This window comes from Corallococcus sp. CA049B (assembly GCF_003611685.1).
Taxonomy (GTDB): Bacteria; Myxococcota; Myxococcia; order Myxococcales; family Myxococcaceae; genus Corallococcus; species Corallococcus coralloides.
On record NZ_RAWC01000024.1, the window covers coordinates 30,857 to 47,560 of the forward strand.

Consider the following 16,704-nt stretch of genomic DNA (forward strand, 5'->3'; position numbering starts at 1 on the left):
GACCCTCTGGCTTTCCTGAATTCCGTGTTGTTACTCCGGCGCCTGGGCCAGCAGCGCGGCGTCCCGGAGCAGGGCTTCCAAGCCGCCTGCTCCCTCGGTGACCCGGTAGTAGCCGCGAAGCTGTCCCCGGGCGTCCACGAGCACGAAGTGCTCCCCGTGGAAGACGCTGAAGAAGTCGTCTTCGCCCGCGTCGGCGTCGCGGCCCATCATCACCCGGAAGCCCTCCAGGACGGTCGTCTCCACCTGGTCCAGCGGCCCTGTCAGCAGCGTCCAGTTGGACGTGTCGATGCGGTGGTCGCGCGCATAGGCGGTCAGCCGCTCCGGCGTGTCGTGGCGAGGGTCGACGCTGAACGAGGCGAAGCGCACGTCCAAGCCCTGCTCCCGGGCCTGTCGCTGCACGCGCAGCATCTTCTCCGTGAGCAGCGGGCACACGGTGGGGCAGCGGGTGAAGAAGAAGTCCGCCACGTAGAGGTGGCCCCGCATGTCGGCGTCGGAGAAAGGACGTCCCGTCTGGGCGGTCAGCTCGAAGCGCGGGAGCGGCCCGTACAGGGGCAGGTTCGCCGCGGCGATGCGCGCGCGTTCGCGTTGAACGCGAGGCCACGCGGTGAACAGCAACGCGATGACCGCTGCTCCGGCGAGCACGAAGAGGGATGGGGTCTTCATAGAGGGGGGCAGGAGCGCAGACAGCGCGCGTCCGTGATGACGCGTTCGGGAGTGGATGGCGTCTGGTTCGCGTCGTAGACGCCCCGGACCTGGAGGCGTTGGTCCACCAGCAACAGGAGGCGTCCGCTGTCTCGCAGCGGCTGCCAGTCCGGGTGGAGCACCGTGGAGTCGCGCGACGACGCGATGACGACCTGGACCGGGACGCCGTCGGCCTCCAGCCGCTCCTGGACCTGCCGCAGGAAGGGGAGGGGGTGCGCATCCGCCTCCACCGCGAACTGGAGCAGGGTGAGCTGTCCCTGAAGCTGCCCGGTCTCCAGCGGCTGGCCCCGCGCATCGCGAAGGGTGAGCGAGGGCAGTGGCCCATACACAGGAGGGGGGACCTCCAGCTCCCACGCGGCATTCGGAGGCGGCGCCTCCGACCAGGCGAAGTCCAGCACCAGCACGAGCGCCGCGCATGCGAGCGCGGACACGGTCAGCCCCGCGGCTCCCAGCACCACGAACACCCACGAGCGGGGCTGCGCGGAAGAGGACGAAAGGGCGGACATGACGGCGCACCCTCGCGCATCCAGCGCGCCTGCGCGATGCGACACCTTGTCGCAGAACCCGGGTGGGCCTCTTCCGCTACACGGCAAGGATGATCAAGGCACTGCTGATGGGAATGCTGTTGCTGGGAGCGACGCCCTCCGCCGCACCCGACGCTGGCCAGGTGAGCGCGGCCACCACCGTGGGGACAGTGGCCAGCGCATCCGGCCGGCTCCGCGTCGAGGTCCTCTCCTCGATGACACCGCTCCGGAGAGGCGTTCAAGTGCTCCAGGTGCGAATCACCGACGCCGTGTCGGGAAAGCCGGTGCCCGGTGTCGTGCTGTCCGTCCAGCCCTGGATGCCCGCCATGGGCCACGGCATCTCCGAAGTGCCCCGAGTCACCGTGAGAGAGCCAGGGAGCTTCGAGGTCTCCGACGCGGACCTCTTCATGCCCGGCGTCTGGGAGCTGCGCTTCACGCTGAAGGGAGCGGTGGAGGACTCCGCGACCGTGACGCTCAAGCTGGGGCGGTAGGCGCGGCGGGCGCTGCGAGCAGGGAGCTGTTCGGCCGGTGGAGTGCCATCACTGCCCGACGAGGAGGTCTGAGCGGGAGCGCGGGGCTCAGGACTTGAGCGCGGCGGGGGCCGTCTCACGCGGCATGAGTCCGGTGAACTCGTAGATGAACGCGCCGTTCTCCGTGACGTCCACGGTGCAGGCACCCGCGCGGGAGAGCGCCTCGAGCACCTCCTTGGCCTCGGTGAAGGAGAGGTGCGTGCCCGTCGCCACCTCGGCGATGGTGACGCGACCGCCGTGCCCCTGCGCGCAGGCGAGCACGGCCCGCTCGACGTCGCGGGAGTCCAGCGAGGGCCGCACCACGACAGGCGCATCCCTCAATTCGGGCGGCAGCTTCGCGCGCCGCGCGGAGCGGACGAGCGCCAGTCCTCCGAGGACGAAGACGGCGCCGATGATGAACCCCGCGACCGTGTTTTCCGCTGTGCCACTGATCAGCTTGTCGATCTCAATGCCAAAGCCGATGACGCCGAACGCGGCGAGCGCCCAACCGATGATGCTCTTCATGCCACCCCCATCGCGACGGGACCGCACCTCCGTCCCCCAGCGCGGTTTCATAGCAGACGCCGCCGTGCCTCAAGGGGATGGGATGCTCCACTCCGAGTGCATTGGCGCGCCAGTCCGTCCGTGGAGTTGAATGGGGGCGAGAACGCCCATGCCGACCGACCCGTCCAACGCCTCCGCGCGCCTGCCCGTCGTCTTCATCCCTCACGGCGGCGGCCCGTGGCCCTTCGTGGAGATGGGCCTCCCGAAAGCGGAGGTCCAGGCGCTCGCGAACTACCTGCGCCAGGTGGGCCAGCAGCTCGCGACGCCACCCAAGGCGCTGCTCGTCATCTCCGCCCACTGGGAGGAGCCCGTGGCCACGGTGATGACGTCCGCCGCGCCGCCCATCTTGTATGACTATTACGGCTTCCCGCCGGAGTCGTACCGCATCCCCTGGCCGGCGCCGGGCAACCCACGGCTCGCCGCGCGCGTGCGCGAACTGCTCTCCACGGCGGGCATCGCCACGTCGGAGGACCCGGCGCGCGGCTACGACCACGGCACCTTCATCCCGCTGAAGCTGACGTACCCGGAGGCGGACATCCCCTGCGTCCAGCTGTCGCTGAAGCAGGGGCTGGACCCGGCGGAGCACCTGGCCATGGGCCGGGCGCTCGCGCCGCTCCGCGACGAGGGCGTGTTCATCATCGGCAGCGGGATGACGTTCCACAACCTGCGCGCCTTCGGAGACCCTCGCGCCCACGAGGTCTCCGCGAAGTTCGACGCGTGGGTCCAGGACGCCGTCACCTCTCCCGCGGCCGAGCGTGACGCCAGGCTCACGCAGTGGATGCAGGCCCCCTCCGCGCGGCTCGCCCATCCGCGCGAGGAGCACCTGCTCCCCTTGATGGTCGCCGCCGGTGCCGCCGGTGAGGACCGGGGCACCACCGCCTGGTCCGGCTCCATGATGGGGACGCGCATCTCCGGCTTCCAGTTCGGCTGACGGCAGCGGGCTTCAGCCCTTGGGGGCCGGGGCCTGCTTCTTCTCCGCCAGGACCTTCAGGACCTCCCGCGCGGTGGCGGCGGAGGACGCCGGGTTCTGCCCCGTGACGAGCCGCCCGTCCCGCACCGTGAAGCTCTTCCACAACGGGCCGGACTCGTAGCGCGCGCCCAGCTCGCGCATCCGGGTCTCCAGCGGGAAGGGGACGATGGCGTCGAACTTCGCCGCCTGCTCCTCCGCGTTGCTGAAAGCCGCCACGCGCTTGCCCGCCACCAGCGGCTCGCCGTCCGGTCCCTTCACGCCCACCAGCGCCGCCGGGCCGTGGCAGACCGCCGCCACCACCGAGCCCCGCGCGTAGCCCGCGGACAGCAGCTGGTGCGTCGGCGCGTGCTTCGCCAGGTCCCACATCACGCCGTGCCCGCCCACCACGAAGTACGCGTCGTAGGTGTCCTTCACCTGGGCGAGCACCTTCGTGTTCGCCAGCTTCTTCGTCGCCTCGGCGTCCGCGAGGAAGGCGCGCGTGTCCTCCGTCTGCTCCTTCTCGCTGCGCGGATCCACGGGCGCCTTTCCGCCCAGCGGCGACGCGATGTCCACCTGCGCCCCGGCCCTGGTGAACTGCTCGTACGGCGCGGCGAGCTCCTCCAACCAGAAGCCCGTCTTCTCCCCGGTGTTCCCGAACTGCGAGTGGCTGGTGACGATGAGCAGCACCTTCACGGCGGTGAGCGCTTCCATGGGACGTCCTCCTTCGAGCCCCTCTTCCTGGGGCGATGGGCGATGAGATACGTCCCGGCCGTCCCCAAGAAAATCGAGAGCCGCTTCACATAAACTGAAGCCATGCTTGGCAATCACGAAGCGCTCTGGACGCTGTGGGAGGTCAGCCGGGCGGGCACGCACGCGGCCGCCGCCACGCGCCTGGGCATCACCGCCTCCGCCGTGGGCCAGAAGCTCAAGGCCCTGGAGCGGCACGTGGGCGTGGCGCTGTTCGAACGGGTGGGGCGCCGGGCCCGGCTCACTCCGGCGGGAGCCGCCCTGGTCGCGAGGCTGGGCGAGCACCTGCCCGCGCTGGACGCGGCGTTGGAGGCGGCCTCCGAAGCCCAGCGCGCGGTGCGCGGCGAGGTGTCCCTGGGCGGCCCCTGGCCCTTCTTCCGGTACTGGCTCCGGCCCCGCCTGCCGGGCCTGCTGGCGCGACACCCGGAGCTGCGGCTGGACGTGCGCTTCGACGTGCCCAGCCGCGTGTCACGGCTGTTGCTGGAGGGGGCGTTGGACCTGGGCATCCTCGGGCTGTTGCCGGACGCTCCGGGCCTGGAGGTCCGTGCGGTGGCCCAGGAGGAGTTCGTCGCCATAGGCGCGCCCGCGTACCTGAAGCGGTGGGGGACGCCGCGCGGGGCACGCGACTTCGCTGCGCACCGGTTCATCGCCTTCGACGCGGACCTGGCCATGCTGGCGCCGTGGTGGCGCGCCACCTTCGGGCCGAAAGAGCCCCTGCCGGCGCAGGTGGTGTGCCGCGTCGCGAACCTGGACGAGATGCTGTCCCTGGTGGAGGCGGGCGTGGGGCTGGCGGTGTTGCCCGACTACCTGGTGGCGCCCGCCGTGCGTGAGAAGCGGGTCGTGACGCTCACGCCGGAGCCGGGCCGTCGCTCCGCGCGGCGGCCTCGGGGAACGCTCTATGTCGCGTGGCGAAGCGCCGCGGCACCCACGGCCCGCTTCCTCGCGGTTCGCGACTGGCTGCTGGCCGGATAGGCACCCAGGCCCAAGCCCCGGTGCTCGTGGTTCCCGGCGGGGCAGGGTGTCCCCATCTTTACCGGGGGAGAGCGGGCCCGCGCGCCATGGAGGAGGACTCCGTCGGGATGCGGGCGCCTTCGCACGACGCGGGAGGACGTGGCCAATGCGGAGAATGCGCGGGACGGCGGGCCTGCTGGTGCTGGGCCTGGTGGGACTCGGGGGGCTGTCTGCGTGCCACGGCGGCGAGCCGGGGGCGGACGGCCCTTCCGCGAAGCACCGCGAGGGACGTTCGGAGGTGCTTCGCGGGCTGATGGCCTCCAAGGAGACCGTGGATCCCAAGGCGCTGAAGACCGCGGGTTCAGAGGCCAGGGGCGCGCCGCCCCCCGCTCCAGCTCCAGAGGGAACGGGCGGCTCCGGCCAGCAGCCGAGGCCCATGGGCTGGGCCGCGGGCCGCGTGTCCTGGGTGGGCGACGACGAGCTGCTCTTCGTGGACGGCCATGGCCTGGAGCAGGAGGTCTTCGTGGACGAGGCCACGCGGCTCAAGCGCGCCGACGAGAACGTGCAGCTGCATGACCTGTCCGAGGGCGACGAGATCCGCGTCACCTACGAGGACCATGGCCAGGAGTGGATCGCCCGGGACGTGGAGGCGGTGCCCGCGGTCAAGCCTCCCGGACCCGACCCCGAGGCCCCGCCGCTGCGCTGACTAGAACGCGCCTCCGTCCGCGCGCCGGCCCGGCGAGGACTGCAGCCCGGGCGTCAGCGTGGTGTGCAGCACGAAGCCCGCGTCTGGCGACAGGTCCGGAGCGCGGTTGATGGACACCGCGTCCACGGTGCTGGAGTACTCGACGCTGTCCACGACGCCGCCATCCGGGCGCTTGAGCTGCACCCTGTCCGACGTGTTGTTGAGGCTCAGCGACCCGCTGGAGGCCGCGACGGTGTCGGGCGTGCCGGCCGGGAAGCCCATGGGCCCACCGAAGACGACCAGGGGGCGGCCCGGTTGCAGCACCGTGCCCGCGGCGAAGACGTGCTGCGGGTTCAGGGCGTCCCACAGGCTCCAGCCGGACAGGTCCATGGGGGCGGTCCCCGCGTTGTAGAGTTCCACGAACTCGTGCGCGGTGGTGCCGGGGAGCGCGGGCTCGTTGGCGAGCAGCTCGTTGATGATCACTCGCGGCTCCGTGTGCGTGAACCAGATGCGGCCGGAGTTCATGTCGAAGCGCGACGGGTTGGCCGTGTCCACCACGCGCACGCGCACCAGGTCGCTCTCCACGTCCGGCACGGTCCACGTGAAGGTCCCCGCGCTCGCGCTCACGGAAGGGGCCACGACGTCCCAGAGGTCGCCGCTGTCGTAGGAGGCCTCGATGCGCACGGCGCTCACGCCCGCCGAGCGCCACGTGAACGTCAGCGAGGTGCCCACGATGAACGTGCCGTCCATGGGCGCGGTGAGCCGCACGCGCGGACCGGGAACGCCGCTCAGGTCGTAGCGGGTGAGGACGGGGTAGTGGTCGCTGACGGTGTGGGCGTAGTCCGGAATGGACGTGTCGGGGCGGAGCACCTGGACGCCGCCGGGCACGGCGTCCACGGCGACCTCGTCGGTGACGAGCGTGTGGTCGATGACGTCGTTGTACTCCGTGGTGGTGCGGATGGTGGCGTCGGTCAGCACCTTCGTGAGGAAGGTGTAGTGCGTGGGGTCGTCCAGGAAGTTCGCGTAGGGCGTGGGCAGCGCGACGCCGTTCTGCGTGGAGATGGAGTGGTCCAGGTCATCGTTCCAGTCGCCGATGACGAGCACGCGCGCTTCGGGCAGCCACTGGTCCAGATAGCTCTTGAGCGCGGTCGAGGAGCGCTCGCGCTGGCCATAGGACGTCATGTCCTCGAAGGCCTTCATGTGCGTGACGATGACCACCAGCGGCGCGTCCTCGCCGTGGATGCGGGTGGTGAAGTCCACGCGCAGCGGCGGGCGTCCGCCGAAGTCCGCGGCCTGCGCGGTGAGGATGACCTGGGCGCTGCGATAGGTGAGCGAGCTGTCGTAGACGATGCCGGGCTTCTGCTCGCCCGCGGAGTACAGCGACGTGCCGCTGAGGACGTAGCTGGTGTTGTTGGCGAGGAAGCCGCTGTAGCCGCCAGGCAGGCCCGCCAGGAGCGTGTTGAAGTCCGCGGTGTCCACCATCTCCACCAGGCCCCAGACGTGGGCCCCCGCGTCGCGGATGACGCTCGTCGCCCCCGCGACCTGGAGGTCGTCGGTCACGCCGCCGTCGGAGGTGGAGTTGGCCGGTCCCTGGTTGGGCGCGCCGAACCACTCCAGGTTCCAGTGGCCCACGGTGAACAGCGAGAGGAGCGGCTCCACCCGCAGCAGCAGCCGCGCGGACGCGGTCTGGCCGTCCGCGTCGCGAACGGTGACGGTGAAGGGCACCGTGCCCGCGGCGGTGGGCGTGCCGGACAGGGCGCCGTCGGTGGAGAGGGTGAGCCCCGCGGCCAGCGTGCCGGTGAAGCTCCAGGTGAGCGGCGCCCGCCCGCCGGAGGCCGTGAACGTCATGGCGTAGGGCTCCCCCACGCGTCCGTCCCCGAGCCCCAGGGACGTCACGGTCAGCGCCTGAATGCCTGCATCGGGCTCTCCCGCATCGGGGGACATGCTGCCGCCATCCTCGGGCGCACCCGCGTCGCCGGGCTCGCCGCCGTCGATGGATACGCCACCATCGTCAGGCTCGCCGCCATCCGCCATGCCGCCGTCGCCGCCACCGTCGGGAGACAGGCCGCCGTCACCCTGCTCGCCACCATCGGCTTGCTCCCCGCCTCCGTCGGACGCGCCGCCGTCGGCCTTCACCCCGCCGTCGGAAGGCACGACCGGTGGCGGCGGTGTGGAGCCGGGACACGCGGCGAGCAGCAGGGCGAGCAGGGGCGTGACGATGCGAGGGAGGGACATGGAAGCCATCCGGTCCAGACGCCGGAAAGGGACCACGGCCCATCGCGATGACGGGCGGTGCATCCCCATGTTTCCAAGAATCGCACATCCCCCTGTCATCCAAGAAGAAGGGCCGCGCTCCCCGGAGGGGGAACGCGGCCCTGGCTCAAGGCAAGGTGTCAGACGCGACGACTACGGCGTCGGCGCGCCCGGGGTCAGCGTGGTCACGAACGCGAAGTCCGCGTTGTTGTCGTTCGTGTCGTTGCCGTTCGGGGACCGCTGCAGGGAGCCCACGGCGCCGTTCGAGTCCGAGGCGGTGGTGCGCGTGCCCTCCATGAAGTTCAGCGACTTGGCTCCCGCGGCCGTGGTGATGGTGAACGTGGGGTTCTGGGCGCCCGGCTCGTAGAACACGCTGTCGAGGAGCGTGCCCGCCGCGTCGTCGACCAGGCCCACGCCGTCACCGCTGCCGTTCTGGATGATGTCGGTGTTCGCGTTGGAGGCCGACTTGATGACCAGCCGCAGCGTGCCCGCGGGCAGGGTCGTCGTGGTGAAGTACGGCTCGGCCGCCGCGACGATGAAGCCGCCCGCGGGCAGCGACGTGACCGCGTTGCCAGCCGCGTCCTTGGTGTCGGCCAGGTTGAACTTCAGGTACTCCACGCGCGGGTTGGCGGTGGAGTCGCCGTTGACGAACACCAGCTTGACGTTGGTCAGGTCCGCCGCCTCGGTGCCGCGGTTGAAGATCTCCAGGAACTCCGCGTTGTCGGTGCCCACGTTGTCGTAGTCGATCTCATTGATGACCAGCGACGGGCCCGTCGGAGGAGGCGTCAGGCCGGTGAACGTCGCGGTCTTGGCGGTCGCGTCCACGGCCTTGCCGGCCAGGTCCGTCACCTCGCCGTTGACCGTCACCGTGTACTCCGTGCCAGCCGTCAGGTCTCCGGTGGTCAGCGAGACCTGGTTGCCCGTCGCCGTCGCCGCGGACACGGCCACGGTCGGCGTGATGCCGAAGTCCTCCGCCTGCACGCTGGACGCGTTGAGCTTCCGGTCGAACGTCAGCCGCACTTCCGTGCCGTTCAGCGGACGCGCCTCGGTGAGCTTCGGCGCGGGGCACGCGGTGACGGTGAGCTGCTCCGGCGCGAACACGGACACCTGCGGCTGGGCGGTGAAGCGCCAGACGATGCCGGTGGGCACGGTCACGTCGCAGCCGGTGACCAGGTCCAGGTCCGTGGACAGGGCGGTGGGCACGCGCAGGCGCAGGGGGCTGGGGGACTGCTCACCCGTGGTGATGAGCGGGAAGGCGGTGAAGGCCACGCCGCTGCCCTGGCCAGCTTCCAGCTTGCCGGACACGGTGACCACGCGGCTCTCGTAGACGCTGGTCGTGCCGCCGTCCTCGAAGGTGCTGACGGCGTTCACGTCCACCTTCAGGCCCGCGGGCGTCGCCGTGTCCAGGCTCCACACGCCGTGGTTCTTGCTCACCACGGTCAGGTCCGTGACGGTCTTCGCCACGTTGAGCCCGCTGATGATCTCCTTGTCCGTGACGTTCAGCGTCACGCGGTCACCGACGGCGACCGTCGTGGTGGACGCGGAGTCGCGCACGAACATCGCCGGGCCGTTGGCCTCGGCCTGCAGGAAGAAGCCGGAGGCCTCCGTGGCCGCGCTGCCCGCCACCGCGGGCTTGATGAAGGTCACGAACGCGCCGCTGATGGGCAGCGCCGTCGCCTGGGCGCCCGCCGGGGCCGCGACGAACGCGGCGATCTGCGCGCTCGTATCCGCCAGCGGCGTGGTGACGCTGGAGGGCGTGCAGGTGTTCGCCGCGATGTCGCAGGACTCGGTCAGCGCGCAGGCCGGGTTGCAGGACTGGGGGCCCGTGCCGCCGTCCGTCTCCGTGCCGGCGTCGGTGCCCGCGTCCGTGCCCGCGTCCACGTCCGTGCCCGCGTCCTCTTCCGGAGGGAGGTTCAGCGTGCGCAGCTCGCACTTGTTCTCCGCGCAGGTCCACGTCTGGCCCGCGGGCGGCGCGCCCTTGTCACGACAGTCGAACTGATCGACACACTCGTCGCCGCAACCCGTGCCGACCGTGACGAACACGGTGGTCACGAGCGCCGGCAGCCAGCTCCGCTTCAGGCTCTGCTTCAGCATGTGAATGCCTCCCAGATAGGGTCCAGATTGCAGGTGCGGTCCCCCTTACACCCGAAGACAGAGGGGCGTCCATTTGCCCAACCACCTGCCACGTCCCTGTCACGCGAAAGGACGCCCAGGGGCCTGGGAATCGAAGGAAGTCAGGGACTCTTCCGTGCAGGAGCGGACGCTGGACCCGCGTACAGGTCGATGACCTCCGTGATGCCGCGCTGGCACACCGCGCAAAAGGGCACCCGGTCGCGGGTGAACATCATGCAGTCCATCTGGGGCCGGAAGTAGCCCTTCGCCTCGTAGTGCGCCCCCTCGAAGGCGCCCACCTTCCCGGAGAACTTCTGCGTGCCCAGGAATTTCTCCTCCCAGTCCCGCTGCGCCACGAAGAGCGCGTCCATCTCCGACTCGGGTTTGCGCTCCGCACGAATCTTCTGCCGGCGCTGCTGCACCTGCAGGGCATGCGCGTCATAGGCGGGCTGGTTCCAGGGCGTGGGCAGCGGGGTCCCCGGCGCCACCAGGTCCTTCCACTTGAGCCGGGCGGGGTCGTGGAGGGCGGTGACGTTCTTCTCCCAGGGCTCCACCCGCTCCGCGGGCGCGGCGCCGTAGATGGGGGCGGACGTGTAGTACTCGTCCGCCAGCCCCGCGAAGTGGTGGCCGAACTCGTGGACGAAGACGTAGGGCGCCCAGAGGCTGTCGGCGGCCACGGTGCTGAAGAGGCCGTAGATGCCTCCGCCGCCGTAGGTGTTGCCGTTGGAGAGGATTTCCACGAACTCGTAGGGCGCGAAGGCGGCGGTGTCACGCAGCGCGGCGTTGTCGAAGGTGAGGATGTAACGCTCGGCGCCAAAGGCGTCGTAGGTGGAGCCCAGGGGCGGGCGGCGGTGGACGCCGGTGGAGGGCCGAGAGATGCCGGACTCGGCCGCCTTGGGCATCAGCCCCCAGACGTTGAAGTCCGCCTTGCGCTCCTTGAAGGGGGAATAGCTGAAGAGGATGTCCACCAGCTTGCGCGCGTCCTTTTCGAACTTGGCGCGCTCCGCCTCCGTGTAGCCGTCCCCCAGGATGAGGAAGTCCACCTTGTCCTGCGGCGGCCCGTTCTCCAGCAGCTTCAAGAGCGGGCCCGGCGCGGGCGGCGAGGAGGGATCCACGAAGGGGTCCTTCGGATCCACCACCAGCGACCAGATTTCGCGGAAGGCGTTCTGGGCGTCGCGCTTCTTCAGGATGACCTGGACGGGGCTGTCCGGCGCGGGGAAGCGCAGCGACTCACTGAAGGTGCGGTGGGCCTGCTTCGCCTCGTCCGTCAGCTCCCACTCGCCGAAGATGGAGGCGAAGCCGCGCGAGAACAGGAGCCGGTTCGTCCGCCGGTCCCGCACCTCGAAGAGGTACTTGCCCAGGTTCGTCTCGTCGATGGCCCGCGCCGGGTGGCCCGGCCAGGGCAGGGGCTCCACCACCAGCCGCTCCAGGCTGAAGCGCTCCTCGGTGGCGTTGCCGGTGTGGAAGTAGTCGACGCGGAACGTCCGGGGCGCGGCGAGGGCGGTGCTCGCCGTGAGCAGCAACAGCAGGAGGGAAGCGCGCATGGGGCGCGACTCTACGCGCCCGGCGTTTCCCGGCCAGGAACCTCTGGCCGGGACCGTCCGCTCAGAACGCTCCGGACACGCTCGCCGCCGCGCCCGTCTCGTCCGCCGTCACGCCCAGCGTCACGGGCGCGGGCTTCGCGGGGGAGGACACGAGGAAGAGCACCGCCCCGGTGACGACCGCCGCGCCCCCGCCCACGAGCAGCCCCGTCATGACGTTGCTCTTGCCCACCAGCGAGTCGCGCAGCGCGACGGCCCGCGCATCCGTGCTCACCAGCTGCCCGCCGTTGGCAGCGCGGCGGTCCTCCAGTCCGTTCAGGTCCTTCTGGGCCAAGAGCCGCACCACGCCCGCGCCGCCCAGGGCCGCCACGCCCACGCCCAGCGTCACGTACGACGCCGTGCGCAGGCCCGCGCCGGGGGCGGCACCGCCGGAGACGTCCTCCGACAGCAGGTGGGGCGCGGTGAGTTCCGCGCCCGTGCCGGAGGCGCCGGCCGTGCCCCGCGCGCTGCCCGCGTCCCAGGGCGCCTTGCCGTTGGCGTTGTTCATCACCACGAGGTTGGAGGGCGAGCGCCCGGTGGTGACGAAGTCCACCAGCGCGGAGAGCGCCTCACCGGGCGCGTCCAGGCCCTGCGTCTTGAAGCCGCCCTCGCGCAGCTTCTGCCCGCCGTCGACGTTGAGCACCGTGGCGGCGAACCACTTGGGCCCGCTGCTCGGGCGCTCCAGCCGCACGACGATGACCTCCTCCACGCCCAGCGTGCCGCCCAGGCGCACCGCGTGGCTCCAGGTGCGCTCCTCGTTGCCGTCCGCGGCGGCGAGGCACGGGAAGGGCGCGGCCGTCACGGACCCCTCATAGGCCAGGTCCACCAGCAGCGGCGTGTCCGCCCCCTGCGCCTGCACCTGCCGGGGGAAGCTCACCGCGTCCCCCTTCACCATCGTCAGCTCGTACGCGCCCGCGGGCAGCTCCAGCGTGAGCGGCGTCTGCCCCACACTCAGGCCCTCCAGGTACACGTCCGCCGCGGGCAGCGTGGACTTCAGGGACAGCTTCACCTTGGGCGTCCGGGCCAGGTCGCGGCGCAGCTTCTCGAAGGCCTGCCGGATGGAGGGGGCGTACTGGTCCGGGTCCAGCTGGTACTTCGGCTGGAGGCGCAGCACCTGGAGGAAGGCCGCGTCGCTGTCCTTCGTCTTCCCCTGCGCCCGGTGGTTGAGGCCGTGCAACAGCTGCGCATGGGCGAAGAGCTTCCAGCGCGGCTCGCCCGGCGGCAGGCGGCGGATGTCGCGCAGGGCGTCGTCCAGGAGCTGGGTCGCGCGGGCGTTGCGGCCCTCGTAGAACTGGTCCTGCGCGGCGTCCAGCTGGCGCTGGAGGTCCTCGAAGGAGCGCGAGGAGTCTGGGAAGAGGCGCTCGGCGAACTCGGGCGCGCTCAGCAGGTGCTGTTCGGGGCGGGCTCGGAGGGCGTCGTAGAACGCCTTGGACTGGCCGCTCAGCTCCGCGTCCCGGCAATCGCCGCTGGAGACCACCAGCCGGTGGGGCGCGGCCCCCGAGGCGGTGGCGCACAACAGGCACAACAGCAGCGCGGACGCGGACGGCTTCGGACGGAAGGGCATGGTCACGTGGGTGTGGAAGGGATGGCCGGACCGGCGATGCAGGCCGCGTTCCGTCCTCTACCGGACTGTCCACCCTCCAGGCCAGCGACCCCCGGCGCCTGCCTCCGGTCCCGCATGTGGACCCCCGTCCGGATTCCAGGCCCCCTGCCTCGCTGCCTGCCCCTCGGGTGAGTCACCGGCGTCCCGGGTGCGACGCCGGGCGTCATCCCCACCTTTCCGTCCACGAACCCATTTTGAACGCTCGGGCCGTCCAGAGCCGGCGGGCCCGCCAACAAGGACCCACTCCATGGATCGCATCTGGAAGAAGAAGGTCATCGTCATCACGGGCGCCTCCAGCGGCATTGGCCGGGCCACGGCGCTGCTGCTGGCGAAGAAGGGCGCCCACGTGGTGCTCGCCGCGCGGCGGGAGGAGCCCCTGGAGGAGCTGGCGGCCGAGTGCGAGTCCCACGGCGTCCAGGCCCTGATGGTGCCCACGGACGTGTCGGACGCGGCGGCCGTGAAGCGCCTGGCGGAGGCCGCGGTGGAGGCCTTCGGCCACTTCGACGGCTGGGTGAACAACGCGGGCGTCTACATGCTGGGCAGCCTGGAGGAGACGCCGGACGAGGCGTTCCGCCAGCTCATGGAGACCAACTTCTTCGGCACGGTGAGCGGGGCGCGCGTGGCGCTCTCCCAGTTCCGCCGCCAGGGCTACGGGACGCTCGTCAACGTGTCCTCCACCTTTGGCACCGTGCCCGCGCCGTACCTGAGCGCCTATGTGGCCTCCAAGTTCGCGGTGCGCGGCTTCTCCGCGTCGCTGCGACAGGAGCTGCTGGGCACGGGCATCGACGTGTGCACGGTGATGCCCGCCGCCATCGACACGCCCCTGTGGCGCCACACCGCCAACTACACCGGCTGGCGCGTCCGCCCGGTGGAGCCCGTCTACACGCCGGAGCGCGTGGCCCGCACCATCCTCCGCGTGCTGCGCCACCCCCAGGACGAGGTGATTGTCGGCCCCGCGGGGAAGAGCTTCGCGGCGATGCACGGCCTGTTCCCCCGCACGTACGAGCGCACCATGCGGGTGGGCACGGAGGTGCTGCACTTCCAGGGCGAGCGGCAGGGCCCCACCTCCGGCAACGTCTTCCAGCCCATGGAGGAGGGGGATACGGCCTCGGGCGGTTACCACGGCACCGGAAAACAATGGCTACGTCGTCTGTTGGTGGCCGGAGGGCTGGCCGCCGCGGCGGTGACGCTGCGCCGGCGTGCGGCCGAGCGGCGCCTGGACGCGCGGCTCATGCACGCCCTGGGGGTGTGATGCCCATGTTTCGGAGAGAGTCCCATGCCGGGGCTCTTTTCGTGACGGGGCCATGACATGAACTGGGGAAGAGTCGCGCCCGCCATGAACATCGCCGTCCTCGTCAATCTGCGTGCGCGTAAAGGGTCCGAGGGGATGGGCGGGCTCGTCAGAGACCTGCTCCCCCGGGCCCGGGTGGCCCTGACCCGTTCCCTGGAGGAAGCCCAGGAGTGGGTGGATCAGCTGAGGCACGACCCGCCCAGCCTGCTGCTCGCGGGCGGAGGTGACGGCACCATCACGGGCCTGCTCAACGAGCTGCGCTCCCAGGGCGTGGCCCTGCCGGCCATTGGCGTGCTGCCGCTGGGCACGGGCAACGCCTGGGCCCGCGTCACCGGGGCGCCGCGTCCCCAGGTGGCCCTGAAGCAGATCGCCGCGTACGGCGAGCGCCTGCCGCCCCTGCGTCCCTTCTCCCTGGTGCGGGTGGAGGGCAGGGTGGCGCCCTTCGCGGGCACGGGCTGGGACGCGGAGATGATTCAGGACTTCAAGAACCAGCTGGCCGCCGCGGGTCCGCTGAAGAAGGCGCAGTCCGGCCTGCGCGGCTACCTGGGCGCCATGTTCACGCGCACGGTGCCGCGCCACCTGTTCGGCGAGGGCAACCCGAACGTCTCCGTCTACAACCTGGGCGCGCCCGCGCTGACCATCGACCCGACGGGCGCGGTGCGGCCGTTGCCCAACGCAGGCGAGGGGCAGCTCTTGTACCAGGGCCCCGCGGGCGTGGCGGGCGCGGCGACGACGCCGGAGTGGGGCTTCGGCTTCAAGGCGTTCCCGTTCGCGCAGGCGGTGCCGCACCGGCTGTCCGTGCGCGTGTACGGCGCGGGCGTGATGGAGGCCACGCGCAACATGTTCCGCCTGTGGCGCGGCGAGCACCCCATGCCGCGCATGCACGACTTCTTCGTGGAGCGCCTGCGGATGGACTTCGACCGCGAGGTGCCCTTCCAGATGGGCGGCGACGTGCTGGGCATGCGCCGCTCGCTGGAGTTCGACCTGGCGGAGGAGAACGTCAACCTGGTCGACTGGCGGCGCCTGGGCCGGCTCGTCGCCGTCTAGGAAGGCGGTTCGCGGTCCGTTGACGCATCCGGCGCGGAAGCACGATTCGTGCGGAGGCGTCCGGAGCAGTCGACGCGGAGCAATCCACCCGCCTCGTCCTCCGTTACGCGATTCTCTCCAAGAGCGCCGGTGGATGGAGACCTGGGCTGGAGTCCCGCCTGGGGAGGCGAAGCGTCACAACCTGTCCGACCGTCGGACAGGCTCCCCGAGGGCGCGTTCGTCTCGTCTCCTCCGGCACACTCCCCATCACCCTCACAGGGAGCGAGCGCCGGGGCCGCTGCGAACAACGGCGCCGCGCGGTCCGCCTCCTCGGGACAGTCCTGCCGCGAGGCATGAGGTGCAACCTCGAGCGCCTCGTCGGCTGGCGCGAGGTGGCCCGCATCATCCTGCGCGGTGGCTGACGCTGGGGCGCTGGGGCTGCACTCCTGGGGGCGGTTGTCCTCGGGGGACGCATGCTTCCGTGAAGTGGAGGCGAAGGCGTCCAGCACACGCTCATCGCACGCCTTCAGGAGTGCCGGCAGCTGGTGCAGGAGTGCCTGGGTGTCGCGCTCGTTCAGGGCATGCATCGCGCACACGGCCCATTCGCGCAGCGACTCGCCGCCCATGAAGGGCAGCAGCCGGGCCGCAGTGCCTCTGAAGGCCCGCTGTAGCGACTGGATGAGGAGCTGGTACCCGGGATGTGCCGCCGCCTGGGCCGCCAGTCGCAGCAACTCGAACTCCAGCTGCACGCACCGCTCCGCGGGGTGCCAGCGCGCCGCGTCCCAAAGCTGGAAGCAGATGCCCCCCAGCAGCTGCAGGTCCATGACGGAGGCATTCGCGCAGCAGTCGGCCAGCAGCTCCACCAATACCTGCCGCTTGAGGTGGAAGAAGCCTTCCAAGAGGCGCCGGCACTCCTCGGGGCGCTCGCCATGGAGTGCCAGGCCCAGGTTCTCCAGCGTCAGCGACTCATCCAGTGCCACCACTCGTGCCTGGCGGCCGGGATGCAGCACCACCAGCCCCCGCGCCGACAGCCGCCGCAGTGCCTCGCGCACGGTGCCCCGGCTCACCCCATAGCGACGAGCCATCATCCGCTCCGAGGCCAACCGCCCGTTCCTCGGCAGCCGTCCCAGCGCGATCTCCCGCTCGAGCTGCTCCTCCACGTACGCCACGAGCCCCACCCGCACCATCACCGTCCCCCTCCTCGTCCA

At 71.1% G+C, this 16,704-nt stretch carries 15 protein-coding genes; 6 read left to right on the forward strand and 9 right to left on the reverse strand.

Features of this window, described 5'->3' with window-relative positions; translation table 11 throughout:
* Window positions 1-30: 30 nt before the first annotated feature.
* Both D7W82_RS08205 and D7W82_RS08210 read right to left on the reverse strand, forming a co-directional pair.
* A complete protein-coding gene (locus tag D7W82_RS08205; protein ID WP_120617796.1) occupies window positions 31-663 on the reverse strand; it encodes an SCO family protein in 633 nt (210 codons plus the stop codon).
* Window positions 660-1,208: a hypothetical protein gene (locus tag D7W82_RS08210; RefSeq protein WP_120617797.1), complete on the reverse strand. Its 549-nt coding sequence runs from the start codon at window positions 1,206-1,208 to the stop codon at window positions 660-662. The genes D7W82_RS08205 and D7W82_RS08210 overlap by 4 nt, the downstream gene beginning before the upstream one ends.
* Window positions 1,209-1,297: 89 nt before the next feature.
* Here D7W82_RS08210 and D7W82_RS08215 point away from each other — a divergent pair, with 89 nt between their 5' ends.
* Entirely contained in the window at window positions 1,298-1,717 is a 420-nt protein-coding gene (locus D7W82_RS08215; RefSeq protein WP_233587379.1) for a FixH family protein, read from the forward strand.
* 87 nt (window positions 1,718-1,804) lie between these two features.
* Here D7W82_RS08215 and D7W82_RS08220 read toward each other — a convergent pair whose 3' ends face one another.
* Window positions 1,805-2,260: a hypothetical protein gene (locus D7W82_RS08220; protein WP_120617798.1), complete on the reverse strand. Its 456-nt coding sequence runs from the start codon at window positions 2,258-2,260 to the stop codon at window positions 1,805-1,807.
* Between the two features lie 148 nt (window positions 2,261-2,408).
* Here D7W82_RS08220 and D7W82_RS08225 point away from each other — a divergent pair, with 148 nt between their 5' ends.
* Window positions 2,409-3,230: a class III extradiol ring-cleavage dioxygenase gene (locus D7W82_RS08225; RefSeq protein ID WP_120617799.1), complete on the forward strand. Its 822-nt coding sequence runs from the start codon at window positions 2,409-2,411 to the stop codon at window positions 3,228-3,230.
* A 12-nt stretch (window positions 3,231-3,242) separates the two neighbouring features.
* Here D7W82_RS08225 and D7W82_RS08230 read toward each other — a convergent pair whose 3' ends face one another.
* Window positions 3,243-3,959 carry a type 1 glutamine amidotransferase domain-containing protein gene (locus D7W82_RS08230; protein WP_120617800.1) on the reverse strand — a complete coding sequence of 239 codons (717 nt, stop codon included), beginning with the start codon at window positions 3,957-3,959 and terminating at the stop codon, window positions 3,243-3,245.
* A 102-nt stretch (window positions 3,960-4,061) separates the two neighbouring features.
* Here D7W82_RS08230 and D7W82_RS08235 point away from each other — a divergent pair, with 102 nt between their 5' ends.
* Window positions 4,062-4,967 carry a LysR family transcriptional regulator gene (locus D7W82_RS08235; RefSeq protein WP_120617801.1) on the forward strand — a complete coding sequence of 302 codons (906 nt, stop codon included), beginning with the start codon at window positions 4,062-4,064 and terminating at the stop codon, window positions 4,965-4,967.
* A gap of 145 nt (window positions 4,968-5,112) precedes the next feature.
* A complete protein-coding gene (locus tag D7W82_RS08240) occupies window positions 5,113-5,652 on the forward strand; it encodes a hypothetical protein (protein WP_147439264.1) in 540 nt (179 codons plus the stop codon).
* Here D7W82_RS08240 and D7W82_RS08245 read toward each other — a convergent pair whose 3' ends face one another.
* The 4 genes from D7W82_RS08245 to D7W82_RS08260 form a co-directional block, all read right to left on the reverse strand.
* Window positions 5,653-7,866 (reverse strand): lamin tail domain-containing protein, encoded by a 2,214-nt coding sequence (locus D7W82_RS08245; protein WP_233587380.1) that lies wholly within the window; start codon window positions 7,864-7,866, stop codon window positions 5,653-5,655. It lies immediately after the preceding gene.
* 171 nt (window positions 7,867-8,037) lie between these two features.
* Entirely contained in the window at window positions 8,038-9,978 is a 1,941-nt protein-coding gene (locus D7W82_RS08250) for a lamin tail domain-containing protein (RefSeq protein ID WP_120617803.1), read from the reverse strand.
* Between the two features lie 140 nt (window positions 9,979-10,118).
* Window positions 10,119-11,540 (reverse strand): IgA Peptidase M64, encoded by a 1,422-nt coding sequence (locus tag D7W82_RS08255; RefSeq protein WP_120617804.1) that lies wholly within the window; start codon window positions 11,538-11,540, stop codon window positions 10,119-10,121.
* 61 nt (window positions 11,541-11,601) lie between these two features.
* On the reverse strand, window positions 11,602-13,140 hold the full coding sequence (locus tag D7W82_RS08260) for a PEGA domain-containing protein (RefSeq protein WP_120617831.1): 1,539 nt from the start codon (window positions 13,138-13,140) through the stop codon (window positions 11,602-11,604).
* Between the two features lie 286 nt (window positions 13,141-13,426).
* Between D7W82_RS08260 and D7W82_RS08265 the strand changes: the two genes are divergently transcribed.
* Window positions 13,427-14,431: an SDR family oxidoreductase gene (locus D7W82_RS08265; RefSeq protein ID WP_120617805.1), complete on the forward strand. Its 1,005-nt coding sequence runs from the start codon at window positions 13,427-13,429 to the stop codon at window positions 14,429-14,431.
* A gap of 84 nt (window positions 14,432-14,515) precedes the next feature.
* On the forward strand, window positions 14,516-15,517 hold the full coding sequence (locus D7W82_RS08270) for a diacylglycerol kinase family protein (protein WP_120617806.1): 1,002 nt from the start codon (window positions 14,516-14,518) through the stop codon (window positions 15,515-15,517).
* Here the strand turns inward: D7W82_RS08270 and D7W82_RS08275 are convergent.
* Window positions 15,514-16,683 carry a FadR/GntR family transcriptional regulator gene (locus tag D7W82_RS08275; RefSeq protein ID WP_120617807.1) on the reverse strand — a complete coding sequence of 390 codons (1,170 nt, stop codon included), beginning with the start codon at window positions 16,681-16,683 and terminating at the stop codon, window positions 15,514-15,516. The genes D7W82_RS08270 and D7W82_RS08275 overlap by 4 nt on opposite strands.
* Between the last annotated feature and the right edge of the window lie 21 nt (window positions 16,684-16,704).